Raw genomic sequence first — 25,565 nt, 5'->3', positions numbered from 1 at the left:
TCAACCCTGAAACAGATCGGCCTGATCATCCCGACCCTCTGTTGAGTTTAGGTTCGAGGTCAGCCGGCGAGCGCGCTCGAACGGGGCGTTCATACGGCTCGACCAATCGGCTTTGAGCAAGTTGAAGGCGTCCTGAGCGCTAGGATCAAAGATCGCGTTAAACTCGCGCTCGCCCAGCGGCTTGATGCCGCGACGTCCGGTGGCGAGCCCCCATTTGGGCACCAGCATCCTGTTCAGCTGGTACTTGCCAGTGACCTGCTCCGAATTGCGCTCGGCTTGTCCACCAAGTATTTCCACCAAGAACGAGTGGTCGAGCGCCAAGCTTAGGGTACGATGCGCCGCCTCTGACCCTGTGCTTTGGCTGACGCTGAACCCGATCAGGGAACATTCGGCCGGATTGTTCGCGTAGCGATTGATCCGAAACAATTCCGCGAGGCGGTCCGTGGCGATGAGAATGGCGCGGCCATCGTCGCCGGCCCTGCTCATATTGTTGTAGAACCAGTCGGACGCTGCGAGTGCACCCTTGCTTTCAGCGTCGATGCTGATGCTGCCAACCTCAAAGGGGCGCTCGCCTTGGAACGTAGCCCAGTCGAACGTTTGCTTCAGCAAGGTTATCAGCGCGCGGGGCTGGCCTTCGGACATACGGGTGAACTCATCCAGGCCACCATATGGCTGGCGGACCGTCGCCTCCCGATACATCTGGGCGATGATGTCAGATTTGTAATGATCGAGCTTCTGGCGATAGCGCCCGTTCTGGCGCGTTCTAATGAACTCGGCGCAGTCGTTGCGGATCGTAGCAGCCGCGTCGCGTAGGTCGGCATTCTTGGCCCAGGCGTTGAACACGATCATCGTGTTCAACTTCTCGAGAAGCGGCGCTTCTGCAACGGCGGTATCGATCATTATTTGATCGATATGCGCCTGCTCGGATACCCCCGGAACTGCGCCGCGCTCCATGTACTCCTGGAGCGCCGATCGGAGCCGCACCATGTGCGGGCGCTCCCCCGACGGCCCCGATTTGCCAAGGCTTAGGAAGGCTGGATCAAACGGGTCGCGTTTGGGCTCTTCGAACCATTCGGATAATTTCCGTCCGCGCCCGGCTAGGCCCGAACGAGAAGGTGGCCAGAAGCTTTCCAGCCGCCGTTCCACTAGGTTGCTGACTAGGCTTCGATACGTGCTTTCGTTCCGGCGGAACAGCTGGTCAAGCCGCAGTTCCTCGAACTCGGAATCCTTGAGGTTGATCTCTCCGGCACTCATCGTCTCGTGCGTCTTGATGCCGAATTGCCGCGCGCCGATCTTCAGGCTGGCCGGGCCGCTCCTAGCCCTCACGAGCGTGTTAACGTGCTTCTGCTGCGCCTCTGTGAGGTTTTCCATCTCATCGATCTGGTAGGCGAATAGAATGCCAGCGAGTTCTGGAACGAACGCGTGCACCGCCTGCGGTATCCCAAAGATCAGCCTGCCGCGGCTCGCGGTGATGTTCAAGTTTAGCTGCCCGGTAAAAGCGGCATTGTTGACTTCAGCGTCGAGTGCGCGCCGCCGTCTTTCAAACTCGCCGATCAAGTCCGAAAAGCGTTCGCCAGCCGGAGCATCAATGTCGAAAAGTCCCGCGATCTCGGCACAAAGAGCAGTCGCATTGTGAGCCGCGGCGCTCGCGGCGACGAGTTCCTCCGTCACGCGAAGCGCAGCGACGCCTAGCGACAGCTCTAGGTAGTAGGAGAAGACCTCGTGCCACGCCTCGGCCGACTGGCCCTTGCCCTGAAACCTTCCCGTCTCGAGGCCGCTACACAGCATGTAGATGCCGACGTACCCATCCCGCCGGACGCCGTTGCATAGCCCGAGTTCGTCGCGCGCGAATCGCTTCTTCTGAAGTGGAAATGAAGCGTAGCGCATAAGGTGCGTCTTACCGCTGCCCTTGCTGCCTAGGATATAGGTGGGCATCGGAGAGGCGAACCTCCCGGAGCTGAACAGCGACTGTGGCTTGTCGGGCGGCGCAATGTCCACCCACAGGTCCTGAATTTGGTCATCACTCAGATCGTTAGCCTTGGTCAGGCTGAACGGGTTGTCGGGTTCGATACCGGCCATCACCAGGACACCTTTGGATACCGTTTGAATATAGGCCGCCACGGCAGGGGTGCGCTATGATCGCTCCAGAAGATGGGAAGGCTGTTGTCAGGCGTGTTGTGAGCGAAGCCGATGAACAGTTGGCCTTCCTCATAGCCAAGTGGATGGCCCGGCCAGAGTTTGTCGCCATAGCGCCGGCACGTGGCTTCGGTAGCGGACCGCAGGAGCGCCATCGTCTCGTCAACGAACAGGCGGGATTCAGCTGCGAAAGCACGGAACGAATCGTCGAGTTCCATCACCGGAGCAACGAGATCGAACTCTGTGCACCTCCGAAGGTGGTCAATGCCTGCGGAAAGCCCGAACAGCGGAAAATAATAAGTGCGAATGGCAGGGTCGATGCGCTTGAGAGGGGCGACGACATTCGTGGCATAATCTTCGGCCTGGTGGCCGGAGCCGCAGAGATCGTCTATGAAGACATATCGTGAGATCGAGGGATCGCGGAGGCTTACGGTCCCGCCCGTTCCCACTCGGGATAGATCGAAGATATCGGACGCGTGAATGAAAAGATCTTTCGGCAGCGAATTTTCCTGCCGGAAATAATATAGCAGCAATGCGCTGCTCTCCGACGGATTGCCCAGCGACACGAACCGCATGTGGTCGAGATCGTTGCGCAGCTCCGCCGCGATGGCTGCGAGGTCGACCGCCCCGCCGAGCCGGGCCCTTACCTCCTTCGCCACCTGCGGCCGGAACGTGTCGCGATAAAGCGAGCGAAGCAGAGCCCGGATTTCGTTCACACCGAAATACATGAAGTTCGAGAGCAGTCGTAGCGCATGCAGCTGCTCGTCGGCTGCGGGATCTGCATTCTCCGCGAACTGGTCGAGCCACTCGAGCACCTGCGGCCACGCGGCCCGGCGTTCCCAGATCGACTTGTGGAGAGTCATGATCTTCGCCTGGAGCTCATCGACGATCGTGTCGTGTGCGCTGTCGCTATACATCGACGGGACCGCGCTTGAGGAGGAAGACCGATTCCTGCTGAATGACCCCCGCCGTTCGATTTCGCTTAGTCATCAGTCCACGCGACTCGATCGAATCGATCAGATGTAAGTGCGTTGCGAAGCCGGCCCGCCGGGCTAGCTCTTCCAGAAACGCCGGCGTCGGGAATTCGAAGCCAGCGACCAGATTGGGGCCGACGACAAGGATGAGATCCGCCCCGGTCCTCATAACCCGTGCGAGCTCGGCCAAGGCATCTCGCATCTCTAGCAGGTATCTCTGCGCAATCCGCGCGCGCAGCGGATTCCTCGCAGCGATCTCGTCCAGCAAGGCATCGGCGGCGAGGATGCCGGTACCCTCGGTCTGCCAAATTTCCTCGGCTCCTAAGTGCTCTCTGCCGATCGAGACCCGTTCATGCGGGCGCAGCTTGCATTCCGGCGTGAAGCCTAGCCAGCCGAGAGAAAGGCTCGAGGCGCGGATATATTTCTGCGCGCCGACATAGGGTGGCGAGGTGATCGCAATGTCGATGGATGCATCGGCCAGGTTGAGTGCGCGGGCATCATCGAAGATCGTGAAAGGGATCTCGGCGTCGCCTTCGCGCACCTGGCGCAATCGCCGGCTGTTCTGGCTAACAATGCTCCAAAACACGGCTGCCACGTCAACGTTTTCGAGGCGCGCGAGCCGCCGAAGGACCTCGTCGCCCTTAGCGCCGTAGCGCGCGCTACGCGCCGGGTTGATTTTGACTGGCACCGAGAGCCGCGGGTCGGCGTAGCTCACGCGCTTTACGGTGGCGGAGAAACTGACGTCGAACAGCGGCCGATGCCGCGTCGACACGCATTGCGCAATTGCTGCCCGCAGCTTTCCAAGCGTCTGCGAAATACGATCTGAGAACCAGTAATCGAGGTTGATGACATCGGGAATGTCGGGTGCCAGCATAGGGTAGCGCTGCATGATTAACGCCAGCTCGTCGCCCACCACATCGCGGTTGATCGATGTCAGTTTGGCTCGCGTTACGAGCCGTGCCAACGGATTCGAGTCAGAACCTAAGGGTCGCAGGCCGGCAAGGGCGGCCTCGTAGAGGACGGTGCCCGAGCCGCAGAAAGGATCGAGCAGCTTGTCTCCGTGATCGGGGCACAGAGCCGCCAAAAAAAACTGCGGGATATTGACCAGCAGCTTTGCCGGATAGGGATGGATGGCGTGTCCGCCGCGCGGCGGCGTCACCGACGGCATGAGGCGCCGAAAATTGACCTCCACCGCAGCGCTCCCGGAGTCGAAGCGGGAAATTAGCGTGTCGAGGGCGGGCCGCTCGCCGTGCGGGAGTGGCTCAACGCGCGCGGTCATCGATCATCATAGCCCCTTCGCTCCCGGAATAGACGCTGCCACTAGCAAAGCAAGGTTGGCGGGCGCCGCGCTCATCGAGATGCTGCCGACGCACAAGTCAGCGGCTGCGGAACAGATCGTCACGCATGCCGTGCCGTTCTGCGATCGGTCTCAGTGTCAGACCCGCTTCGAGTTCGTCGAAATAACTGCCTTGGTCCTCCATGCGCCGACGGAAATGCTCGTTCTCGAAAATCGAAACTTCGAACAGGCCGCCCCGCTTTAGGAACAGGCCGGGTTCGCCGACCACGGTGCCCACGATTGCAATCGCCAGGCCAGCCAGCCCCAAATCCTCGACCTGCGCTTTGTCCTCAGGCGCGATGGCGTAGACGATGCCCCAGTCGCCAACTCCGAAAGCGTAGTGGATAAGATCGGCGCCGCGCTCCGCCGCATTGTCCATAGCCAGGTCGTGAAACGGCAACGCGGCGAAATCCAGAACCGCCCCGGCCCCGGCGGCGAGGACTTGTCTGACGCTCGACGCCAAGCCGTCGCTGAGGTCGCAGGCCGAGCGAATGCCCGCGATTTGCGACAAGGCGCGCGCCTCTCGCCAAGCCGCACTTGGTTCGCACAGGTACCGCAGCGCCTCGCCGGACGGGTCTTGGGACACGCATTGCCGATATCCACCCAGGAACCCGCCCAGCTGTCCCGCCAAAACGAGAAGGTCGCCCGGACGTCCCTGCAGCCGGTCATAGTGCCGACCTTTAGGGATCGTGCCGATTGCCGACCCGACAATGTTGAGGCCAACCGCCTCCTTGGTGTCGCCGCCGAGGAAGGCAACGTCGCATCGTTCACATTCCTCAGCGGCGCCCCTGATGATTTCCGCGGCGATGCTAACCGGTGTGTCGGGCGCGATGCTGAGCGACAGCATGAACCCCTTCGGCTCGCCGCCAACAGCTAGGATGTCGCTGCAATTCGCCGTGACGGCGATGCGTCCCCAGACGCGATAGTCGGCCCAGCCATTCAAGGAGGCGATGGGCGTGGCCGCGCGATCGATCTTCATTACCAGATCTCGCTCCAAGCCGATGTCGAGCACGCTGGCATCGTGGCCGAAACCGTTCACGAATCGCGCGTCGACGCTGAGGCTAGGAAGGAGCCGGGCGAGAAACTCCTTTTCGCCAAGGTCTGTCATCGTGGCTGCCGAACCGATCATTGGCCCACGCTTTCGAGCACCAATGCGAGATGCTCGCGCGACATAGCCTTCACGCTCTCATCCTTGGGTTGATCATAAGAACCGGCGGCGCGGAAGACACGGGCGGTAGGCTCGATACACGGCGACTGAAATTGGATGGTGACTGCAACATCGGTTAGGGGCCACGCCCGGTGAAGCTCCCGATGATGAAGTGACAATGCGTCATAAGGGGCGACGGTTCGCTCGTTTTTCAGCGCGAGCCGCTGGCGTTCGCCCGGAGCGCCTTCGGTCTCGGCGCAGCATCCTGCCTGATAGCGCGATGCCTCGCAGGCGAGGGCATCTGCGGAATCGCATGGCTCGAAAAAGCTGTGACAAATCTCGCCCGCGATGCAGATGGAAACGAAGTCGTAGCAATGGTCATGGATATCGAGGGCATGCCCCGCCGGCCAATCTCTGCTCCATACATGGACGGCGAAACGGGGCCGCTCAAGCGTCCAAGGCGACAAGGGAATTCTGGCGAAACCCAAGGGGTGAATAACGCCCCCGCCACCATCACGCAGCGCGGCCACGGCACGGCGCAGCGCCTCCGCGGCGATCGTCGCGCGTTCATCGCGATCCCATGGAATCGCCGTATATCCCGCGGCGTCAACGCGCGCCGCCGCTGCCTCAAGCAAGCCGCCGGTCTCGTAAGCGGAAATGGTCATCTGATCACGGCGTCGATGGCATTAGGTATGCGGTCGTCCTGGAAGATCGCGCGATAGTGATCGCGCAGGTAGCGGAAGACATCGCCATTTTTATCCGCGCTCTTCGGGTTAGCCAACGCCTCTTCGATGGTAACCCACTTGTAGTTTCGCGACTGGACTTCGAACTCACGGCGTCGGAAGGGAGTCGCATGCCCCGCCGCAACCTTCATTATGTAAAAGGCGAATCGATAGTTAGTCATCTTGCCCGTGGCCGCAGATATTTTCTCTGATACTAAAACGTGATCATCGAGTTCGCGGGCAGAAAGCGCGTCCTTCGACAGGCTGAACCGGTCCGCCGCGGGCTCGGATACGTCCTCAGGATCAGATTGGTCTTCGTGAAGTCGGACATAGGGGAGCAAGTAGCAGTCCCAGACTTCGTCATGATACACTAGCAACCGCGCCACACCCCGCGCGTCAGCGGCTTTGAAAAGCGTTATACCGTAGTGGCGCGGTCTCGAAATGCTTTCGGCGCAGATGGTATCCATAAGCGCGTCAAGGTCTTGGCCGCGAACTGCACGTACGACCGCGATGATCGTAGTGACGGACGCAGCCGCGAGACCGAGCAAAGCGAGGAGGCGCCACTGCTCGGCCGACAGGCCGGCAAAACTCATCTTAAACTCAGACACGACGAGCGTGAACAGCAGCGAAATGGCAATGCTAAACGGCGTCCACCAGAAAACGCGGTCCTTCACCCGGCCAGCAAAGGCGTGGATCAGGTTTTCGAGCCGAAAGAAATTGATCGACACCGTATCAACGTAATGTCGCGTACGGTGTGGCCCCCGCCCCCCGCTCTGTCCCTGCACCATCCACCTGACCTCACAAACTATCGATCGCTATCGGTGGCTCGATCATAGCTAGGTTGCCTCACAAGCGAAGGGACAAAGCCTCTGTCTCAGACATTTCGCTTCTGATCCACACGCGATCGCCGGCATCCTTTTATAGTTTCGGGCATGCGCCAAAAACCATTCGATGCCGAGACTTCGAACAGATCGCCTTGACCGCAAGCTGCCAAGCTCTGCCCTAAAGGCGCCGTCTAAGACAACCTGGATGGATGGCGGATTTGGGCAGTAGGATCGTTGCCTCTAACAACAGCAAAGTCGGCGGTTGCCGATCTCGCCAAAGCTCCGCGCGAACGTCAGGTTTCCACAGCTCCCTGCCTGGAAACGGACTGTGAGCAACCGGCCCAACATTGGTCGCCAGGTATCACAAACGGGGCGGCCTAGAGCACTTCACCGGATCGACACCGGAGCAAAATCCGGTGTCGATCGAAAAAAACGGTGGAAAAGCTGGCGCACCCGACATAATGAAGGTGGGCACTCAAATTATTGGGAAATATCTCTGCCGCTGGGCGGATAGCATCGCTTTGCGCCCGATCCCCAATGGATCGATTGACCGGCCCTCCCGGAGGATCCTGTGGAACATATCCCCGTTCATCGGCAATCTTCCTGGATATCACCGGGGCATCACGTTTTGCTTGTAACGACGGTCTCGGCTGCCTCAGTGTAGTGCGGCCACGGCGCCTCCAGGACCGGAAACCCCGGTCGCCGTTGGCGTGTGGAACAGTGCGATAAGTCATGCCCATGCGTTACAAACGATCCGTCGCCACCTTCGTAGACATCTTGGGATTCGCCGAGATCGTCGGCGATGGCGAGGGCAACGACGCCGCCAATGTCGACGACCTGCTCGACGCTTTGGACAAGACAGCCGGGCAGCCCGTTGGCGAGGTCGGCGCAAAGACCTCCGTCCTGACCTTCTCGGACAGCGTCATCCGGTCACGGCCACTAGACGGCGAGTCGATCTACGACGCGCTGCTCGCCGAGGTGCAGGACCTCGCCACGGCGCAATGGACGCTCCTCGAGGCGGGCGTGCTGATCCGTGGGGGGACAACGGTCGGTGATATGGTGCTCGACGAGCGCCGCGCGTTCGGTCCTGCGTTCGTCCGCGCCTATCGTCTCGAGTCAGGGTTGGCGAATGCTCCCAGGATCGTGATCGACCCGGCGGTGATCGAACAGGTTCGCGGCCACCTGAAGGCCGTGCCGTCGCGATCGACGAAGCGGAACCTCATCGAAGATCTGAAGAGCCATCTGAGGCTCGGCGACGATGGGATCTGGTTCATCGACTACATCAAAAGCGTGTCGCTGATGAACGAGGCGGCATACGTGCGCGATGCACTAGGGACGATGCGCGCTTTCATTATCGACAAGGCGGAGTCGTTACCGCCGTCCTCACTGATCCTGCCCAAGTATCTATGGCTGATCCGCTACCACAATCAGTCCGTCGGACGGGTGTTTCCCAGCGCACGCGAACTAAAGATTAGGTCCAGCGACGTGCCAGCGGCTGACGAGCTCCTCAAGCCTATCCGCATCAAGAAACCGCCGCGCCGGTAGGCGACGACAGCGAAACGCCGCCGGGCATCGGTATTTGGTGGCGGGGCACCATGTCTCGACCCACCTATGGGATGCCATCGTAAGCGGCTTCGCGCGACCACGCTCGAGCATAGGCCGTGCCCGACCGGCCAGCAGATAAGATTGATTGAAGATTCCCCGGACACGGTCCGAAAGAGGAAAAATTATGGACAACAGCTACAGCTTCGCCGCCATCCGCGGCATCCAGGCAGGACGCGCCTTCTACGTCGCGATGATACCGTTGCGGATGCTGGAGCGGCTGTTTCGGTATGACGAGGAGGAGCTTCCGATCGCCTTGTGCGCCCAGCGCGACCTGAACAAGACCCGCATTCCGGCGATCGCCAGATACGTGGCCGACAACCCTAGCGAATACGTATTGTCCGCGCTGTCGGCGACGATCGACGGCGCGTTCGAGTTCGAGCCGGTAGCCGGGCAGCGCTCGGTCGGGACGCTTGAGATCGACATGCGCGCTACCATCCTGGTCAACGACGGGCAGCACCGTCGAGCCGGAATTATCGAGGCGCTGCGCGACAGGCCGTCGCTCGGCGATGAGACTATCGCGGTGACATTGTTCCCGGACGAAGGGCTCACCAGATCGCAGCAGATGTTCGTCGACCTCAACCAGCATGGCGTGAAGCCCGCACGGTCGCTCCGTCTGTTCTACGACGGGCGGGACGAGGGCGCCCGCCTCAGCCGGGCGGTGGCCGACGCGATCCCGCTCTTCCGGGAGCTGACCGACTTTACTAGGTCCAACTTGACGGCCGGTTCGCGCAAGCTGTTCGCGTTCAGCAACCTGCATACGGCGGTGAGCACTCTGGTTGCCGACGCTGGGCTGACCGTCACGGCCGCCGATCCTGACCGGGTCGTCGAGTTCTGGAACGCGGTGATCGAGAACATGCCGGACTGGACCGCCGCCGGCCGCCGCGAGGTGACGCCGGCCGAACTTCGCCGTGAGACAGTCCATGCGCACGGGATCGCGCTGGAGGCGATCGCGGTTGTCGGCGCGCGCCTGATGATCGAGCTTCCGGACAGCTGGCAGGTGGCGTTGGAAGGGTTACGCGACGTGGACTGGTCGCGCTCAAACACGGCGATCTGGGAGGGGCGCGCGCTCGTGAACGGAAAGATCAACCGATCGAGGGCTAGCGTCCTGCTCACGGCCGAGCTTATTTCTCGTTCCACTCCACCAGAAGTCGATGACGCGGCGCGCGCGACACGCTAGGATTTGGAATCAGATGGGTGGGAAAAATGGGAAAAGCCGTATTGGATGATGGAGTTGCGCGGTTGAAGCGCATCCACGACGATGTTCGCGAGATTTACCTCAGCGACAATCGTCCCTGGGTGGTCGGATATTCCGGCGGGAAGGACTCCACCACCGCATTGCAGTTGATCTGGGCCGCGATCTCCGCGCTGCCGGAAGAGCAGCGCACCAAGAAGATCTACGTCATCTCGTCCGACACGCTGGTGGAGACCCCTGTTGTGTCGCACTACATCGACGTGTCACTCGAACGCATCGCGAAGGCGGCCGTCGAGCAGGGCATGCCCATCGAGACGCACAAGGTCGTGCCCGAGGTCGACAAGAGCTTCTGGGTCAACCTCATCGGTCGCGGATACCCGGCACCGTCGCGCCGGTTCCGCTGGTGCACCGAGCGTCTGAAGATCGAGCCGGCGAACGACTTCATCCGGAGCCGCGTTGCGGAGTTCGGCGAGGTTGTGATGGTGCTCGGCGTGCGGCGCCAGGAATCGGCCACGCGCGCGCAGGTCATGTCGCTCCACAAGATCGAAGGCTCGCGGCTCTCCCGCCATTCGTCCCTGCTCAACGCGTTCGTCTACGCGCCGATCGCCGAGTTCTCGACCGACGACGTCTGGACCTACTTGCTTCAGAACCAGTCGCCGTGGGGCAACGATAACCGCGATCTCGTCGCTATGTATCGCAATGCGGCCTCGGGCGAATGCCCGCTGGTGGTCGACACCTCGACACCTTCTTGCGGCAATTCACGGTTCGGCTGCTGGGTCTGCACCGTGGTCGAACGCGACAAGGCGATGGAGGCGATGATCGATTCCGGCGAGGAGTGGCTCACCCCGCTGCTCGACTACCGCGACAAGCTGGCGGCCACGCAGGATCCCGCGAAAAAGCTGAAGTACCGCGACTATCGGCGCCGGACCGGGAAGGTGTCCTTCATCGGCGAGACCGACCGCGTAATGCCCGGGCCCTACACGATGGACTTCCGCCGCGAGCTGCTACGGGGCCTGCTCGAGACGCAGCGCCAGGTCGCCGACGAGGCGCCGGCTGGCGAGGCGCCGATCCTGATCCACGAGGCGGAGCTGCACGAGATCCGTCGCCTGTGGCGGACCGAGAATGGCGATTGGCCGGACTCGGTGCCGCGCATCGTCCGCGACACGCTGGGCAAGGACAACGGCTTCGTCGAACCCGACTGGGTATCGGAAGACGCCGTGGCGTTCACCGCCGACGACGGCGAGTTGCTCAACGCGATCTGCGAGGAGAACGACGTGCCGACAGAGCTAGTCATGCGCCTGCTCGACATCGAGCGCGCGTCCCATGGCTTGAAGCGCCGGCACGCCGTGCACACCCGCATCGAGGACGTCTTCAAGCAGGAGTGGCGCGACCTGGACGTGCTGGTGTCGGAGCGGCGGGTCTCGCTCGACATGCCCGAGGCGGCGAACCTCAACGAACTCGACGAGGAACTCGAACAGCCCTTCGATGGCGAGGAGGACTCGCAATGATTCTCCGCACCATCGAGATCGAGAACTTCGGGCTCTACGCCGGTCGGCAGGTGCTGGACCTTGTGCCCCGCACGCAGCCCGGGCGCGAGACGCCGGTCATCCTGTTCGGCGGACGCAACGGCGCAGGCAAGACCACCCTGCTCGAAGCGGTGCGTCTTGCCCTCTATGGCCGACGCGCGCTCGGCCACCGCGTAGGCCAGAGCGAATACGAATCCCACCTCCGCTCTCGCATGCACGCAGGGCCTGGCGGCAACATTGCCCGGTCGGCGTCGGTCGGACTCGAATTTGACTATGCCGAAGGCGGCGTCGTTCAGCGCTACCGCGTCGTGCGCCGATGGACGGCGAAGGGCGCGAAGGCGGTCGAGACGCTGATCCTTGAAAAGGACGGCAAGCCGGTCGAAAGCGTGCCCCGCGACGAATGGCACCACTTCCTGCAGGAACTGATCCCGCCCGGCGTATCACAGCTGTTCTTCTTCGACGGCGAGAAGATCGCCGAAATCGCCAGCGACGAGGTCAACGACGGGCTGGCCGACGCCATGCGCGGACTGCTCGGGATCGAACTGGTCGGCCGGCTTCGCACTGACCTTGGCCTCTTCATGGCCCGCCGGGGCAAGCGCGAGAATGCCGAGACGGCCGCGCGGCTGGAGGCGATCGTGCGCGAGGAGGCCGAGCTCAGCGAGCGCATCGCCGATGCGCAGGAACTGGTGGCCGAACTGACGTCACGGCGCCTGGGTCAGGCGCGACTGGCAGCAAACGCACGTCAGCGGTTCACCGCCGAGGGTGGCGACGCCGCGAACCAGCGCGCTTCGCTCGAAGCGTCACAGAGCGAGCTCAAGCAGCAGCTTGCCCGACGGGAAGCCGAACTGCGCGAGATGGCCGGCGGCCTGCTCCCTTTCGCGATGGCACCGAAGCTCGCCGCCCGCGCGGTCGAGGAACTGTCGCGCGCACGGGGGGGCACGGGCGCCGAGGCGGCCGCACTTCGCGAGAGGCTGCTCGCATGGCGCGGCACCGGTCATCCGCCGCGTTCTGCCCAGTGGAAGGATCCGCACTGGCGCGATCTGGAGGCGTTCTTAGCCGCCGATGCTGCTACGCCGGTCGACCAGTCTGGCAATCCGCTCGACGACATGGAGGCCAGCCAACGCACTGGGCTGCTCGCCCAACTGCGGGAAGTCCGCGAGACGACGGCGGCGAAGGCGGCGCTTCTGGCTTCGGAGCTGGACCGGCTTGGTGGACGCCTGCGGGAAGTCGAGGCGAACCTCGTCCGCGCGTCGGGCGCAGCCGCCGGCGTCATCCTGGACGAACTGACGCTCGCCGAGCAGCAGGTCGGCGCGATCGAGGCAGAGCAGCGCGCCCGCAGCGAGGAGCTCAAGAGCCTCGAGTTCCGCCGTTCCAACCTTCGCCGCGAGCGCGACCGCCTGCTGAAGAGCCAAGCGGACGCCGAGGCGTCGGAAGGTCGAGCCGCGCTTGCAGGACGGATCGGCCAGGCTCTGCAGCAATACGAGAAGCGGCTGCTCGACACGAAGCTGTCGCGCCTCCAGCGCGAGTTCGTGCAGCGCTTCAACCTCCTCGCGCGTAAGGAAGGCTTCGTCGCCGACGTCCGCATCGACAGCGCGACCTTCGAGACAGTTTTGATCGACCGCGACGGGCACGAGATACCCAAGGCGGCGCTGTCCGCGGGCGAGAAGCAGGTCTACGCCATCGCCATGCTTTGGGCGCTCGCGCGGACCAGCGGACGTGCGCTGCCGATGATCATCGACACGCCCCTCGCGCGGCTGGATTCGGAACACCGCGCGGCACTAGTCGAGCGTTACTTCCCAGCAGCCAGTCATCAGGTGATCGTGCTGTCGACAGACACCGAGGTCGACGAGGCACTGCTCGACCGGCTGATGCCGGCGGTCAGCCACACCTACCGGCTCGACTATGATCCCGACCGGCGCGCGACCGTTGCGACGCCCGGCTACTTCGATGACGAGGAGACCGCCAATGCGGTTCACCAAACTTAAGATTTCGGCCGACGCCACCAGCCGCCTGCGTTCGCTGCGCCAGCGCACCGGCCTGACGCCAAACCTGCTTTGCCGCATGGCGATCATGCTGTCGCTCGAAGAGGGCGCGGTGGGTCCGGGCACAATCACGGACGAGGCGGGCCAGGAATTCAACGCCTATACGCTCACCGGCGACTACCATTCGATGATCGCCGCAATGCTGCGTCTGGTCGAGGAAGGCGATGCCGGCACCAAGCTGTCCGAGGAGGAGCAGGTGAGCCGTCTGCGCGCCCACGTCCACCGCGGCGTAGCGACGCTTGCGGTGCGCGCGAAGGCGCCCGTCGACGTCGCGCGGTTGGCGCTCGCGGCATGAGCACCCAAGGCGCCGACCCGATCTATCTCGACCACAACGCGACGACGCCCACCGACCGGCGCGTGCTGGCGGCGATGCTGCCATACTTCACCGAGGTGTTCGGGAACCCGTCGAGCGTGGAGCATGTGCACGGCAACCGTGCGCAGGCAGCCGTAACCAAGGCCCGGGCGCAAGTCGCGTCGCACATCGGCGCGCGCGAGAACGAGATCGTTTTCACCGGTAGCTGCACCGAGGCCAGCAACATCGCCATCCTCGGCGCAGCGCGGGCAAGGCCCGATCGCCGGCACCTGATAACCACTGCGATCGAACACCCTGCCGTGACTGAGCCGTTCCAACAGCTCGCGCGTGAAGGATACGAGGTCACCGTTCTGCCCGTGGACGAGACAGCGCGCGTCGATCCCGATTCGCTTGCCGCGGCTATGCGCGATGACACCGGTCTGGTGTCGGTGATGGCGGCCAACAACGAGGTCGGCACGACTCAGGACATCGGCGCGCTGGGCGAGATCGCCGAGCGTCATGGCGCGCTGTTCCACACGGACCTCGCCCAGCTGCTGGCCCACCGCAAGGTCGATGTGGTGGCGGAGCACATTCATCTTGCCAGCATCTCGGGGCACAAGGCCTACGGCCCGAAGGGCGTTGGCGCTCTATACGCCCGGTCGCGAGCGCCGAGAGCGCGGATTGAACAAACCGTCTGGGGCGGTGGACAGGAGCGCGGCCTGCGGTCGGGCACGCTGGCCGTGCCGCTGATCGTGGGGATGGGAGAGGCGCTGGCAATCGCGGGCCGCGAGGGCCGACGCGAGGGCGACCGGCTCAAGGCCATGGGCGCAGGTTTCGTCGACCGGGTCACCCGCGCACTCGACGGCGTCCAATACAACGGTCACGCCGAACACCGCATTCCGGGCAACGTGTCGCTGTCGATCGCGGGCGTCGAGCCGCTGGCGCTGATGCACCGCCTCAACCAAGTCGCCAGCTTCTCGGCCTCCAGCGCGTGCTCGACGGACAAGGTCCAGACCAGCCACGTCCTGCTCGCAATGTTCGGCGACACGCCCCGCGCGCGACAGGCGTTCCGTGTGTCCCCCGGCCGCCTGACCACCGAGACGCAGCTGACCGGTTTCGCCGATGCGTTGGTCGATGCCGTCCTGGAGTTGCGCCGCTTCGCCGCCTAGCCTTGATTCACTTAGAATCGCCATCCTGAAAATTAGTGCTTGCCCATTCTAAGCGAATCTGTATGAAGGGCTCAGCCGACCCGGACGGGGAGGCGGTAACCAGGCCGGATGGTCGGGAGCAGACAGAAAACGATCGAACGGGCACCCGCGATGGGAACACCAGCCGGTCAAACAACTGAACGCACCCGATCTCCTGCTGCAAAGCACGGAGATTTTTTTATGCAAGTTGTTCTCAAGATCCAGGACGCCGCGCGTCAGACCAGCAAGCTCAACAAGCTGCTCGGCACCGTCTCCCTCAATAGCATGGTGGACCTGCTTTCGAGCGCCGGGCTCGAGGCGAACCCACGTCTGTCGAAGGTCAGCCGTGTCACCGACGACATCGAGGAGAGCCTGGCCAAGGAGCCAGACATCTTCCACTTCATGAGCAAGGGCATCCTGGTCGCGGCCAGCACGGTCGAGGAGCTCGAACGCAGCCGCTTCCGCCTGGAATTCGACGATCCCGACCTCGAGGGCATCCTTGACGGTGGCCACAACTCGCTCGCCGCCGGCCGCTTCATCCTGCGCAAGGTGCTCGCCGCCCGCCATGGCGACGACAAGGCCGAGGCGATGGTCAAGCCGCTTAAGACCTGGGAGAAGTTCAAGAAGGTCTGGAACGAGAACCTAGAGCTGGTGAAGGAGGAGAAGGCGGCGATCCCCGAGATCCGCATGCCGATCGAGGTAATCTATCCCTCGTCCGAAACCGACGGCTTCGCCTATTTCCAGGAGAAGGTGCTGGCGATCAACGCGGCCCGCAACAACAACGCGGAGCTCACCGCCGAAGCCCGCGCCAATAAGCTGGGCTATTACGACGAGATCAAGACCGCGCTCGACGACGCGCTGGTCGAGCAGGTCGAGTGGAAGACGAACGACGGCGGCCGCATCAAGGTGCGCGACCTCGTCGCCCTGTCGCTGATCCCGCTATCCCGGCTCGACTACAAGGAGACCGAGCAGGTCAAGCGGTCGCCGACGGTGATCTTCTCCTCCAAGGGGCAGTGCGTGGCGCTTTACGACGCGCTGATGTCCGAGGAGGGCGTCGCCACCGAGACGAAGGGCAACATCGTCGAAGTCGTCGAACCACGCGTGAAGAGCGCGCTGGCGATGATGAAGGACATGCCGCGGCTGTTCGACCTCATCTACAAGCTGCTGCCGGACGGCTACAACAAGGCCGGGGGCAAGTTCGGCAAGATCGACGGCGTGCGCATGGCGTCGGAGGGCAAGGTGCTCCGTTCGCACTACTACCGCGATCCGATCGGCTACACCTATGGCGACGGCTATATGTATCCGCTGGTCTACGGCCTGACCTCGCTGATGAAGGTGACCGACGACAGCGTCGAGTGGATCACCGACCCTGACGCTTTCATCAAGCAGAACATGCCCACGATCATGAAGTCGTTCTACGCGATGATCGCCGGCGTGGGCTTCGATCCCGCCAAGGTCGGCAAGTCGGGCGGCGCATACAACCTGGCCTGCGACCTGGTGGCAGCCGCCTACAAGGACGAGCTTCTGCGCAAGCACGGGCTGGCCTGACCTCAATTTGGATCCCGGCCAACCGGCCGGGATCCCCCCATTCGCTCGACAGAGGCACCGCGAAGATCCGGCTGACGCCGGAGGGGAGCGCGTGTCCGTCGAACCCGGCCTCGGCCGGCAACCGGACAGGAAATCACAGTGGCAACAGATCACGAATACGCGGTCATCGACCACCCACGCGCTGCCATCGGGCGGTGGCTGGGTGCGGTGGCCGGCGGTGTCGCCGCGGCGAGCACGCTGCTCGCCCCGGCGCTCACCGACTGGTTCGACAAACTCCACCTGGCGATCGGCACCCCGAAGGCCGTCATCATCCCGGTCACCGCCGGGATGGCCTTCTGGGCCGTCCACACAGCCTTCGACAAGCTAATCTGGCGCTGGGCGTTGGTGCGGATGTTCTTGAAGATACCCGACCTCAACGGCGTCTGGCTCGTCGAGGGGGTCACGAAGAACCCCGTCGAAGGCGCCCCTGACACCTGGCAGGGTGAGCTGCGCATCACGCAGAGCTGGGAGAAGATCTGGGTGCAGCTCAAGACCGGGCAGTCGGTCTCGACCAGCAAAGCCGCATCGCTCCTGCGCGAGCCCGGGGCCGGCTGCGTGCTGATGTATAGCTACCGCAACGAGCCGCGCATGGGCGAGCAGATCACGCCCCACGTCGGCTACGCCGAACTGACCTTCGATCAAGGGCTGACCGGAGCGGAAGGCGACTATTTCAACAGCAAGGGCCGCACGACCTACGGCCGCATGACTTTGACCGGGAGGAAGTGAGATGAGCATTGATTACCAGTCCAGCCTGTCCCGCCTCCGCGCGCGTCGCATGGGCACCGATCACGGCAAGGTCTCGATCCTAGAGACGATCGCGAAGGTCGAGCGGTATCAGAAGCGCGTGACCACCGACGCTACGCAGTATACGTTGGGCGCCATGCAGGAGGTCGATCCCGACTACACCCGGGTCAGCAACGAAGAGGCCCTCCGCATCTCAGAGGCTCTGCGTTCCGGTCTGACGACCTTGGGCAGATCCGCTGAATACCTGCAGCAGGGGTCCGTTCCGGCGAACACCCACATTCGCGGGGCGAGCGACGTCGACCTTCTGGTCATCCTAGGTGAGGCGCTCAGCTACGACGCAACCGGCTGCCTTGCAGCGACTGGGTGGTATATCCCATGGTATGGCTCGCTCATCACCGCGGTGGGGGATTTGCGCGTCGACTGCGAGGGTATTCTCGAACGCCGCTATTATAGCGCTACGGTCGACAAGTCCAAGAACAAGTCGATACGCCTGAGCGATGGATCGCTGAAGCGGGACATCGACGTCGTCCCTGCCCACTGGACCGACAACGTCACATACCAGTCGAGCCAACTCCGCCGCGACCGCGGAGTGCACATCCTCGACAAGTCCGTGCCGATCACGTCGATGAACCTGCCATTCCTTCACATCGACCAGCTGGAGACGGGCGACCGTGCAACAGACGGCGGCCTGAAGATGGCAATCAGGCTGCTGAAGAACATCAAGGCCGACAGCAGCCGGAGGATCGACCTGTCCAGCTATGACATGGCCAGCCTGATGTGGAACTGCGAACCATCGATGCTGACGTTTCACCATGGTCATGAGCTGGCGGTGCTGCTCGGCACCGACCAGTGGCTGGAGACGCTGGTCAACAATCCCACGTTCGCCGCCGGGCTGCAGACGCCTGACGGCATTCGGAAGGTGCTGGACGAGCAGACGAAGTTTACCGCGCTCGCCGCGATTGCCGCTGAGGTGGCGGCACTGCGGCAGGCGGTGGCGACGGAGTGGCTGCCAGTTCTGAAGTCGTATACATTCGCGATCGACGCCAGATCGCTCCTGGAGAGTGTGGCGATACCTGGTTAGGCGCTAGGCCTAGATGACCAGCCGGCCCCGCCCAATCTCCAGTGGGCAGGGCCGGTTGGTGTGCTCGCGATGGTAATCGAGCCGATCAGCGCGCCAATCGGGCTTCCGGGATGAGATCGATCAGATAGTAGCCGCGCTCGACTGAGTTCGCGTCACCAGCGTCGTCACCGATCCGGCGTTGCGACCGGGCGCGCAGGAACACGAGCGCCTTTTCGATAGACAAGTTGCCTGCATTTCGCGCTCGATGCGCCAGCGATTTGCCCGGCTCAGGCGCGGTTTTGTCGCGCAAGACTTCACGCCGATAAAGATGGAGCAGATCGCGCGCATGGTCGCGCCAACCCGGCGACAGCCCACCGGCAACGAACGGCGGCATCGCGGTGCCGTCGCGCGACGCGGGTCTTGGGGCATCCTTGACCGGATACACTTCTCCCACCAGCCGCTCGATCCACGTCTCGGCCTGCAGATAGCGCAAGATGGTGACCGCTGCGACTTGGACATGACTCAGCCCCGAGAACCACAGCCCCGAAAAATGCGCCTCCAGTTCGTTGGCGGTGACGGGCTGGTCGAGGATGGCACGCACTCGTTCGTCAGCACAGCCGCGCACGTCGCGCATATACTCGACCAGTTCATCGAGCGCCGCGCGGTCGGTGTTCAGGCCGACCAGCAGCAGGTCGAGATCGTGCCGTGCTGCCGCGCCGAGTATCCGCGCATGGACGTCATCGGACAGATCCTGAGGCACCGGCTTCGCAAAATGGGGATGCGTTTCCTCGTCGATGGTGACGTACTGCGTCAGCAGCGTGCGGAGCAACAGCAACCGAGGCTTGAGGTCGTTGGCGATCCGCTCGGGCTTGAGTTCGATCTGGGTGGTACTCAGCAGGTCGCCGAGCGGATTGGCGGCGGCGGCGCGGCTGCGGGCGAGGATAAGCTGGAGGTCATGACAGCACCAGATCAGCCCCTGCCGTGCGATCAGGTCGAGGATCACCTGTGTGGTGAAGTTCTTCGGTGGCCCTTTCTCGCGCAGCAGCTTGAGCGCTGTGCCGTGCCTTCCGGTGGCGATCGCCGCATAGACGGCGGGCGCTGCGGCCGACAGATGCCACAACCGATCGACATGGGCGTGCAGATGGCCGAGCGCCTTCTCGATCAGCGCCAGTCTGCCGACCTTGATGTCGCGGCGCGATGCGGTGCCGCCCGGCCAGCCGGCGACCAAATAGGCGATCAGTTCAGGATCTCGGCTACGCACGATCATCCGCTCGCACAGCGCCAGAAGGTCGGCGCGCGACCGCGGGATCAACACATCGGGGAGCGGTAGCTCTTTATGATCGAGCACACCGACCGGCAGGCTCGACAGATCGGCCAGGTCGGGGTCGAAGATTAGCTGGTCGTGGTCAGCTGTATCGCCGGCGCCTTCGCGATAGGTCGCGATGAGCGTGTCGATCATTTCGGATAGCCCGTCGGGATCGGGCAGGGCATCCTTGTCGAGCAGGCATGTGAGTTCGGAGAAGTCACGAATCACGGTATCGCGCCCGCGCGAGGCGGCTTTGTGGGCTCCATAGGTCTGCCGCTCGCGGGCGGTGCGCTGACGCTTCACTTCCTTGCGGCCGAGCCGGACCTCCATGTTCATATCGACGCTCGCTCCCGCTCGATGGCGGCGGCCAGTCTGGCCGCAAAGGCATTAACCTCGCCTTGCAGTTGGGCGGCGCGCTTGTAGTGGGCAAGGCCGGTACGACCGGCGGCCTGCTCGGCGGCGCATTGATCGAGCGCGTCTTCGCGGGACTTCGCCAGCGTCAGGAACTTGGCATAGGCCACATCGATATCGGTGATGTCGTCCATCACGCGTTCCATTCCGGTGGGATTGTGGGCGGCGCCCACCATGTTGGATTGCCGCCGTTAGCGTGGATCCACTCGAATGCTTCTCCCCGGTTGGCGAGCACAGGGACGTCAATTCGTTCATAAAGGCAGATGCGGAGGATAAGACTCTCCTGGTCTTCGGTGATCTCAGCGCGCCGCCAACGTTCCTTCGGTCCGGCGCGGCCCGAGATCACGAACGATGTGACCGTCGCATCGTAGAGCACCTTGCCGTGTAGCCAGCCGATATGGACGCCCCACTTCCGGCACCATTCGAATCGCGCGTCGTCCTCAAACACTGCGCCGATCAGTTCGACCAGCGGTGCGTCACCGAGAGCAGAGCGTGCATCGCCCAGCCACGTCAGCATCCGAGCAGGATTGCCGAACAGGCCGGTCAGTGCGATCGGATCGAGGTGCTCCAGGCCCAATATGGTCAGGGCACCCCCGAGCGCATAGCGTGACGCATCTCGCTTGCGCCGCTGCGGTTCCGCACGCGCCTGGCGACGCAGTTCGGGAAGCGTTTCAGCCATCACGCCCAGCTCGTGCTGGATTGCGCTGCCCGTGCCATCGATGGCGGCCATCAGTTCAGCGAAGTCGGTATCATGTCCCATCCCGACGATATGGCCGCGCAAGATGCGCGGCGCGTCCAACCTACCCCCATGCGCAAACACCAGGAGAAGGATCGCCAACTCTGCGACGGGGTAGGCTGGACCACCACTGGTTAGAGAGGTCCCAGATGAGGAGGAGAGGGGGTGGTGCGCGATAAAGTGTTGTTTTGGCGATACCGCCTCAACAACCGTTCCGGCCACCCCCTCTCCTGGATTCTGGAAGGGTAGGATGGACGTCGGCTATGCAGCGCTGAAACAACCATCGACCGCGGTCGCGGACGCGATCGCGGCAGTGCGCAGCGCACGTAATCTCGCCAGTCGCCGCCAAGCGGCCGAGCGGTCTGCCGAGCGCGCCAAGGTGCGCGATCAGCGCGTGAAGAAGCGCCGCGACGACCGCGAGGCCGAGATCGCCCTTCGGCGCCGGATTCGAGTCCGTGTCGAGAAGCTAGACCGGCCCCGCAATTTGAGCCGCACGCCACGCCGACTATATCATCGTCAGATCGACACGCTGCTGAAGGGCACGACAGGGTCCAGTGATTCCCGGGGACCAGACCGGCTGTATTCGATCCACTATGCGTTCACCGCTCGCGGGTTCAAATCATCGAAGGGTCGGCGCTGGCGCAGAGGCGAAGCCGAACGCGCCGCGCTCTACGGCGTGCGCGAGGATGCGCTGGAAGGCGGCGAGCGCGGCTGGTGGTCGAACATCGCCGAGGACCGCAACGAGCTGGCGGCGCATTATCGCGCCTCGGAAGCGCTCGAGAAACATGATCGCGCCAACGCCAACGTCTATATCAGCGAGGTGATCGCGCTGCCCGCCGAACTGACCGCGCGGCAGCGTCGCCGCGCGGTCAGGCGCATCTGCCGGTGGTTCGAAGCGCGTGGCCTGCCGTATACCGTGGGTATTCATTTACCCGACGAGACCGGCGATCAACGCAACTACCATTGCCATATCGTCTATTCGCTAAGGCAGTGCCGCCGGGTCGCATCATATGAATGGGAATTCGCGGCGGCTAAACAGAACGATATCAACACGCCCGCTGGCATCCGTGCGCGGCGCCTGGCGGTGGTGCGAGCGATCAACGCCACGCTTGACGCCGCCGGGATCGACAAGCGCTACACCCATCTCAGCAACAAGGCCCGAGCCATGGCACCGCCTGAGAGAGGCAAGGTCGGGCAGCAGGCGACGTGGGCGCGGCGCCGGCTCGCCGCAATGACCCGGCGCCGCGATCGGCTCGACGCGCTCGCCGGCGTCGTGTCGGGGTTGCGCAGCGCGGTGGTCGATGGAGTCGCGAAGCTCGATGCCGCTCAACATGGGATCGACGTGTGGACCCACGATATGATGCGATACATTGCGGCGCTCGTTGGCGACATGCGGACCGTCGAAAGGCGCGAGCGTCTCGGCGACGTGCTCAAGCGGATGCGAACCACGGTGGCGCAGGGCAGCTCCGAGGCAGCAGCCGTCGCTAATGCTGCCCAGCCCACGGCGATCCTGCGCGCGGACTGGACGGCCAATCGGTTCACGCTGTCCAGCGGGGCAGCCCTGCCCGATGCCCGAAGTGCCGTGGTCGAACGGTTGGGCCGGATTTACAGGGATGCTGCATCCGTCGGCGAGCCGGCGCCTATCAGTGCCGCTGCTGTCAGCACCCGTGATCGGCTGGTGCGCATCGCGTCATCGGTGGCCGCTCGGACACATGCCGGCGGCACGCGTATTGCCGCTATCGAGCGGCGCATCGAACGTGCCGCCAAGCTCGACGACATGAGCGTCACGCTGATGGAGACGTTCACCCGTGGTGCGTTGCGATTGGCGGACATGCGTTCGGATTCGCTCAAGCGGCTCAAGGCGATGGCTGTCGATATGGCAATCGCACCGGTGAAGCTCACTGCCACACATGCCGTTGTTGCGGAGCGCCTGCGCGCGATCCGCGCCGCGATCGATCCGCGTGCAGGGATCATCCGCCATGGAGCTGCGCGGCTTTACGCAGCGAAACTCCATGGGCCCAAACCGCTGCGCGACTCCGCCGCAATGCAAGCGGTCCGCGAGCATGTCGCAGCGCCGCCGCCGCTTAAGCGTGATGACGGCGGTGATCGCGTGCTCGCGGTTCCAACGGCGCCTACGGTGGGACCAGCACCGGTCGAGGCAGACCCGACCGTTGCCGAGGTCCTCGGTGGCGCAAGTCATCGTGCACAGGCGCGCGCCGCGGCAGCCGAGCGCGAGCGGCGCGATCGCGAAGCCGTGTGGACGCGGCTGCTCAGGCTGCGCGCGGCCGTCACCCGCGACGGAGAGCGCTATGCCATCGATATGGCGGCCCTCACCGAGGCCGAGCGCGGACTGCTGCTTCGCGCCTCGTTCGCGGAGGAGCTTCAGCAGCGATTGCGCCGCTTGTTCGAAATTCAAGCGGCGCAGTCGATCGATATGCATGCGAGCCAGCAACCTCTCGCGGACGAGGACATTGATCTGGCCATCCAGCACCGGCTTCTCAGCCGTGGCTCGAAGGAACGGAAGTGAGGAAGCGCCCTGAGGCGCCCTGAGGAGGAGCGGAGGCACGAGCCTCCAAGGGTGTGAAACTCTTGAACGGGCTTGATCGACCAACCGGCCGATCCACCCTCACCAAGGACAATCCCTTGCCTAAGACCAAGACTACAAAGGCCTCGACCGTTTCCGCCAACCCGCACAGCTGGCTCCAGCTCAACCCGGATGAGAAGCACAGGGCGTCCAACTTCATGTTCGGCATCCTGGAGCGCGAATATGCTGGTCGCCCCAACAATGTGACCGAGTTCGTGACCGTCAAGCTCCAGCCGGTATCATCTCCGGACGGGGGTGCCGCGATCACCGCCGAGCGTGCCGAAGTGTTGCTCCCGCGCGATGCCGATGACCGGTTTGTCGATCCGTTCGTGCTGGCGGCCGAGGTCGACCGGATGGCCGTGGCGGGCAAGCCCGCTCTGCTGTGCTACGTCACGCTGTATTTCCCAGAGACGACGCGATTGCATCGCGCATGGACCGCAGCTCGGTCGTTCGCGGAAACGCTGGCCGAGCAGCATGAAGTCGCGACGATTGTCGCGCTGCATGCGCCCCATCGGGCGGGATCGTCGAACCCGGTCCATGCGCATCTGCTCATTGTGCCCCGCGTCCTCAACGCGCTGGGCCTCGGCAAATATCAGCACCTGTTCTGCTTCCCGCGCGGACAGAAGGAGCTGGCACGCCTCTGGGGCGAGCATCGCGAGGCCCAGCAGGAATAATCGAACGAATGTTCGATCTGACCGGCCGTCGCTGCGGAGCAGACGGCGGCCGGCTTTGCCAGACGAGAAAGACGATCAGCGATGCAGCTCGGGGGAGAAAGACCGGGCGCGCCGCACTCCTGCTTGAAAGACTTCACATGAATGAATCCGACCTTATCGGCGCGGACCTCGCCACGCGCCTGATCTCCCTGCCGCTCGCCGCCATGAGGGCGGTAGCGGTAGTTCCGCACAAGCCCATCGAGCATATGCCCGCGTGCACCGTCACCGCTCCGGCGGGCCGGCTGCTGATGGCGGCGACACCGCAACCGGCTCCGATGTTCGCCGATACGCTTGAACAGGTGTCGCGCGCCCATGCGAGTGACGTGCTTCTGATCCGCGGTGGCCGTCACCCCGAGCTGATCGATGCCGTGACCGTCGATGTTGCGCTTCGTTATGGCAATGACGCGCTGCTACTCGCTGACATGCTGTTCTTCCGGCACATCGATAAGGGTCTGTGGCTGGTGCCGGAAAAGCGCGGGCCGTTCCTCGAACTGACCCGATCGGGTCTCCGGCTCGAGATGCTGCCACCCTGGTTTGATACCGACGAACGCTCGGCTGGCCTGTGCCGGGCCGCCGCCGAAATCGCGCGCCTGACGCGGCGACGATCCAGCATCGGACACTGATGGGAATTGGAGGTGAACACGATCCCCATGGTGGGGAGAAAAGGAAGTCAGAATGCACAACCAGCTTGAGATCGCGCAGCGCCATGTCCAGGCCGTGGCCAGGATGCTCCTGGGTCACAAATCCCTCAAGCCTGGCGTCCTGCTATCGGCCGGGGGGCCGGTCGATTGGGAAATCAAGCTCGAACTCGCCTGCCTTGCCCGCGACAGCGATTGCGATCTCGTTCACCTCAGCCTCGACGATACGGAGGAGGGATACCGGATGACCGGCATCCATATCTGCGCGCCGAGGGACGTTGCGGTCCACAGCTATAGTGATTGCAGGCTGTCGATGATCGGCAATCGCACCGTGATCATCCCGGCGCAGGGCCGCGGATATTTCGTGCTGTCCTCACGCGAGCTGATCCACAAAGCCGTCAAGCCGGATAACTGGGAGGACGGTCTCAACCGCGCGGATCAGCGGCTGCGAGAGCTTGTCGCGCATGGTGTCGACACTGCCGGGCAGATCGCGGTCCACGCCATCGCGCAGGATTAACGAACGCATGTTCGATATGCGGCAGCGCGCGATCGGGCGCGCTGCCGCGGAACTTCAATCTACGGTCGGCGTCACATTGCCGATCGCGGAAATCGAAACATCGATGCGGTTAAGCTACTGGCGAAGGGTCGCATAACCGTCTCTATCTTTGCTCGACCTCTTAGGGGTAGGTTGGACCAATAGCTCTACGCACAGTTCGACATCCTGTAGGTGTCGAGAAATCCTCCCCCTTTTGAACGCGGCGTAAATGCGCCTGGCGGTTCGGGACCGGTGGACGACCGGCATG

At 63.4% G+C, this 25,565-nt stretch carries 22 protein-coding genes; 13 read left to right on the top strand and 9 right to left on the bottom strand.

Annotated elements, in window-relative coordinates:
* The 6 genes from E5A74_RS10500 to E5A74_RS10475 all read right to left on the bottom strand — a co-directional run bounded on the left by E5A74_RS10500 (position 1) and on the right by E5A74_RS10475 (position 7,043).
* Complete coding sequence (locus tag E5A74_RS10500) at positions 1–2,079, bottom strand: ORC-CDC6 family AAA ATPase (protein ID WP_135984602.1); 2,079 nt, start codon at positions 2,077–2,079, stop codon at positions 1–3.
* Positions 2,079–3,053 (bottom strand): phosphoribosyltransferase-like protein, encoded by a 975-nt coding sequence (locus tag E5A74_RS10495; RefSeq protein WP_135984600.1) that lies wholly within the window; start codon positions 3,051–3,053, stop codon positions 2,079–2,081. Before E5A74_RS10495 ends, E5A74_RS10500 begins: the two co-directional genes overlap by 1 nt.
* Positions 3,046–4,389, bottom strand: a complete 1,344-nt coding sequence (locus E5A74_RS10490; protein ID WP_135984598.1) for a TRM11 family methyltransferase — start codon at positions 4,387–4,389, stop codon at positions 3,046–3,048. The genes E5A74_RS10495 and E5A74_RS10490 overlap by 8 nt, the downstream gene beginning before the upstream one ends.
* 97 nt (positions 4,390–4,486) lie before the next feature.
* Entirely contained in the window at positions 4,487–5,575 is a 1,089-nt protein-coding gene (locus E5A74_RS10485) for a thiamine-phosphate kinase (RefSeq protein ID WP_135984596.1), read from the bottom strand.
* Positions 5,572–6,258 carry a hypothetical protein gene (locus tag E5A74_RS10480; RefSeq protein WP_135984594.1) on the bottom strand — a complete coding sequence of 229 codons (687 nt, stop codon included), beginning with the start codon at positions 6,256–6,258 and terminating at the stop codon, positions 5,572–5,574. The genes E5A74_RS10485 and E5A74_RS10480 overlap by 4 nt, the downstream gene beginning before the upstream one ends.
* On the bottom strand, positions 6,255–7,043 hold the full coding sequence (locus E5A74_RS10475) for a hypothetical protein (RefSeq protein ID WP_135984593.1): 789 nt from the start codon (positions 7,041–7,043) through the stop codon (positions 6,255–6,257). The genes E5A74_RS10480 and E5A74_RS10475 overlap by 4 nt, the downstream gene beginning before the upstream one ends.
* 834 nt (positions 7,044–7,877) lie before the next feature.
* Here E5A74_RS10475 and E5A74_RS10470 point away from each other — a divergent pair.
* The 9 genes from E5A74_RS10470 to E5A74_RS10430 all read left to right on the top strand — a co-directional run bounded on the left by E5A74_RS10470 (position 7,878) and on the right by E5A74_RS10430 (position 18,395).
* Positions 7,878–8,684 carry a hypothetical protein gene (locus E5A74_RS10470; protein WP_135984590.1) on the top strand — a complete coding sequence of 269 codons (807 nt, stop codon included), beginning with the start codon at positions 7,878–7,880 and terminating at the stop codon, positions 8,682–8,684.
* 184 nt (positions 8,685–8,868) lie between these two features.
* The gene (gene dndB, locus E5A74_RS10465; RefSeq protein WP_135984588.1) at positions 8,869–9,921 is read left to right on the top strand and encodes a DNA sulfur modification protein DndB; all 1,053 of its coding nucleotides are present in this window, start codon (positions 8,869–8,871) and stop codon (positions 9,919–9,921) included.
* A gap of 62 nt (positions 9,922–9,983) precedes the next feature.
* On the top strand, positions 9,984–11,444 hold the full coding sequence (dndC, locus tag E5A74_RS10460) for a DNA phosphorothioation system sulfurtransferase DndC (RefSeq protein WP_206365832.1): 1,461 nt from the start codon (positions 9,984–9,986) through the stop codon (positions 11,442–11,444).
* Positions 11,441–13,447: a DNA sulfur modification protein DndD gene (dndD, locus tag E5A74_RS10455; RefSeq protein WP_135984583.1), complete on the top strand. Its 2,007-nt coding sequence runs from the start codon at positions 11,441–11,443 to the stop codon at positions 13,445–13,447. The genes dndC and dndD overlap by 4 nt, the downstream gene beginning before the upstream one ends.
* Positions 13,428–13,799, top strand: a complete 372-nt coding sequence (gene dndE / locus E5A74_RS10450) for a DNA sulfur modification protein DndE (RefSeq protein ID WP_135984581.1) — start codon at positions 13,428–13,430, stop codon at positions 13,797–13,799. The genes dndD and dndE overlap by 20 nt, the downstream gene beginning before the upstream one ends.
* Positions 13,796–14,965 carry a cysteine desulfurase family protein gene (locus E5A74_RS10445; RefSeq protein WP_135984579.1) on the top strand — a complete coding sequence of 390 codons (1,170 nt, stop codon included), beginning with the start codon at positions 13,796–13,798 and terminating at the stop codon, positions 14,963–14,965. The genes dndE and E5A74_RS10445 overlap by 4 nt, the downstream gene beginning before the upstream one ends.
* Positions 14,966–15,184: 219 nt before the next feature.
* Complete coding sequence (locus E5A74_RS10440; protein ID WP_135984578.1) at positions 15,185–16,531, top strand: hypothetical protein; 1,347 nt, start codon at positions 15,185–15,187, stop codon at positions 16,529–16,531.
* A gap of 138 nt (positions 16,532–16,669) precedes the next feature.
* Positions 16,670–17,296, top strand: a complete 627-nt coding sequence (locus E5A74_RS10435) for a Cap15 family cyclic dinucleotide receptor domain-containing protein (RefSeq protein ID WP_135984576.1) — start codon at positions 16,670–16,672, stop codon at positions 17,294–17,296.
* 1 nt (position 17,297) lies between these two features.
* On the top strand, positions 17,298–18,395 hold the full coding sequence (locus E5A74_RS10430) for a nucleotidyltransferase-like protein (RefSeq protein ID WP_135984574.1): 1,098 nt from the start codon (positions 17,298–17,300) through the stop codon (positions 18,393–18,395).
* 85 nt (positions 18,396–18,480) lie between these two features.
* Here E5A74_RS10430 and E5A74_RS10425 read toward each other — a convergent pair whose 3' ends face one another.
* Genes E5A74_RS10425 through E5A74_RS10415 form a run of 3 tightly spaced genes read right to left on the bottom strand, consistent with a single transcriptional unit; the run spans position 18,481 to position 20,890 of the window.
* Positions 18,481–20,016, bottom strand: a complete 1,536-nt coding sequence (locus E5A74_RS10425) for a hypothetical protein (protein WP_135984571.1) — start codon at positions 20,014–20,016, stop codon at positions 18,481–18,483.
* Entirely contained in the window at positions 20,013–20,225 is a 213-nt protein-coding gene (locus tag E5A74_RS10420; RefSeq protein WP_135984569.1) for a hypothetical protein, read from the bottom strand. Before E5A74_RS10420 ends, E5A74_RS10425 begins: the two co-directional genes overlap by 4 nt.
* Entirely contained in the window at positions 20,225–20,890 is a 666-nt protein-coding gene (locus tag E5A74_RS10415) for a hypothetical protein (protein WP_135984567.1), read from the bottom strand. Before E5A74_RS10415 ends, E5A74_RS10420 begins: the two co-directional genes overlap by 1 nt.
* 187 nt (positions 20,891–21,077) lie before the next feature.
* On the opposite strand from E5A74_RS10415, the gene E5A74_RS10410 reads away from it, so the two are divergent.
* The 4 genes from E5A74_RS10410 to E5A74_RS10395 are packed head-to-tail and all read left to right on the top strand — an operon-like array spanning position 21,078 to position 25,279.
* On the top strand, positions 21,078–23,354 hold the full coding sequence (locus E5A74_RS10410) for a MobA/MobL family protein (RefSeq protein ID WP_135984565.1): 2,277 nt from the start codon (positions 21,078–21,080) through the stop codon (positions 23,352–23,354).
* A gap of 53 nt (positions 23,355–23,407) precedes the next feature.
* Entirely contained in the window at positions 23,408–24,085 is a 678-nt protein-coding gene (locus E5A74_RS10405) for a hypothetical protein (protein WP_135984563.1), read from the top strand.
* Between the two features lie 8 nt (positions 24,086–24,093).
* Entirely contained in the window at positions 24,094–24,747 is a 654-nt protein-coding gene (locus E5A74_RS10400; RefSeq protein WP_135984561.1) for a hypothetical protein, read from the top strand.
* 52 nt (positions 24,748–24,799) lie between these two features.
* Positions 24,800–25,279: a hypothetical protein gene (locus E5A74_RS10395; protein WP_135984559.1), complete on the top strand. Its 480-nt coding sequence runs from the start codon at positions 24,800–24,802 to the stop codon at positions 25,277–25,279.
* Positions 25,280–25,565 lie beyond the last annotated feature (286 nt).

The sequence above is a fragment of the Sphingomonas naasensis genome (assembly GCF_004792695.1).
Lineage (GTDB): Bacteria > Pseudomonadota > Alphaproteobacteria > Sphingomonadales > Sphingomonadaceae > Sphingomonas > Sphingomonas naasensis.
This window is presented reverse-complemented; position numbering and strand designations above follow the sequence as displayed.

Coding starts and splice junctions, on each gene's coding strand:
- E5A74_RS10500 (WP_135984602.1), bottom strand. CDS start 2,079: ATGGCCGGTATCGAACCCGACAACCCGTTCAGCCTGACCAAGGCTAAC.
- E5A74_RS10495 (WP_135984600.1), bottom strand. CDS start 3,053: ATGTATAGCGACAGCGCACACGACACGATCGTCGATGAGCTCCAGGCG.
- E5A74_RS10490 (WP_135984598.1), bottom strand. CDS start 4,389: ATGACCGCGCGCGTTGAGCCACTCCCGCACGGCGAGCGGCCCGCCCTC.
- E5A74_RS10485 (WP_135984596.1), bottom strand. CDS start 5,575: ATGATCGGTTCGGCAGCCACGATGACAGACCTTGGCGAAAAGGAGTTT.
- E5A74_RS10480 (WP_135984594.1), bottom strand. CDS start 6,258: ATGACCATTTCCGCTTACGAGACCGGCGGCTTGCTTGAGGCAGCGGCG.
- E5A74_RS10470 (WP_135984590.1), top strand. CDS start 7,878: ATGCGTTACAAACGATCCGTCGCCACCTTCGTAGACATCTTGGGATTC.
- dndB (WP_135984588.1), top strand. CDS start 8,869: ATGGACAACAGCTACAGCTTCGCCGCCATCCGCGGCATCCAGGCAGGA.
- dndD (WP_135984583.1), top strand. CDS start 11,441: ATGATTCTCCGCACCATCGAGATCGAGAACTTCGGGCTCTACGCCGGT.
- dndE (WP_135984581.1), top strand. CDS start 13,428: ATGCGGTTCACCAAACTTAAGATTTCGGCCGACGCCACCAGCCGCCTG.
- E5A74_RS10445 (WP_135984579.1), top strand. CDS start 13,796: ATGAGCACCCAAGGCGCCGACCCGATCTATCTCGACCACAACGCGACG.
- E5A74_RS10440 (WP_135984578.1), top strand. CDS start 15,185: ATGCAAGTTGTTCTCAAGATCCAGGACGCCGCGCGTCAGACCAGCAAG.
- E5A74_RS10430 (WP_135984574.1), top strand. CDS start 17,298: ATGAGCATTGATTACCAGTCCAGCCTGTCCCGCCTCCGCGCGCGTCGC.
- E5A74_RS10425 (WP_135984571.1), bottom strand. CDS start 20,016: ATGAACATGGAGGTCCGGCTCGGCCGCAAGGAAGTGAAGCGTCAGCGC.
- E5A74_RS10420 (WP_135984569.1), bottom strand. CDS start 20,225: ATGGACGACATCACCGATATCGATGTGGCCTATGCCAAGTTCCTGACG.
- E5A74_RS10410 (WP_135984565.1), top strand. CDS start 21,078: ATGGACGTCGGCTATGCAGCGCTGAAACAACCATCGACCGCGGTCGCG.
- E5A74_RS10400 (WP_135984561.1), top strand. CDS start 24,094: ATGTTCGATCTGACCGGCCGTCGCTGCGGAGCAGACGGCGGCCGGCTT.
- E5A74_RS10395 (WP_135984559.1), top strand. CDS start 24,800: ATGCACAACCAGCTTGAGATCGCGCAGCGCCATGTCCAGGCCGTGGCC.